This window comes from Burkholderia sp. 9779_493, assembly GCF_015712215.1.
In the GTDB taxonomy this organism is placed as follows: domain Bacteria; phylum Pseudomonadota; class Gammaproteobacteria; order Burkholderiales; family Burkholderiaceae; genus Burkholderia; species Burkholderia cenocepacia.
Genome location: NZ_JACCQA010000113.1, coordinates 1 through 452, shown reverse-complemented (window position 1 = coordinate 452; position 452 = coordinate 1). Strand labels below are relative to the sequence as shown.

The following is a 452-nucleotide window of genomic DNA, read 5'->3' as shown; positions in this document are numbered from 1 at the left end:
GAGGAAGGCGCTGATCGTCATCTGACGGCAGTTATCGAAGGCAAGAGAACGGTGCGCGAATTGGAGCTCATCTTGCGCAACCTGCAAGGCCCGGGCGCTACCGCGAAGCGAAGTCGCACTCGCTACCACCAGCTTTTCGATTTCAAAGCTGATGGTGTGCAGCGCGGCCAACTTAAGACATTTCCTGACGGCCGAATTAGCTTGGAGCTGAAGGAAATTCCGGCTGATAAACAAGAGGCGCTGGCTGAGAAGCTGAAGGCACTGGTTGACCAAGAGTTGGTAGAGCCATCAGCGGGCTAGCAACAGCACGCTGTATGCAGGTTTTTCAACGACGAGGCCCAGGTGTACCTGGGTCTTTGTCTTTTTTTGACGCTCTCTGAAAGAGACGCAGCGTTTACTTTGTTTACGTAAACACTTTAAACCTTTAAACAACATTTAGGCTCCGGAAACCC

1 pseudogene is annotated in these 452 nt (G+C 52.0%); it reads left to right on the top strand.

Annotated elements, in window-relative coordinates:
- Nucleotides 1–300 (top strand): annotated as a pseudogene (locus H0X95_RS35735) (ParB/RepB/Spo0J family partition protein); the annotation flags it as partial.
- Nucleotides 301–452: the final 152 nt, after the last annotated feature.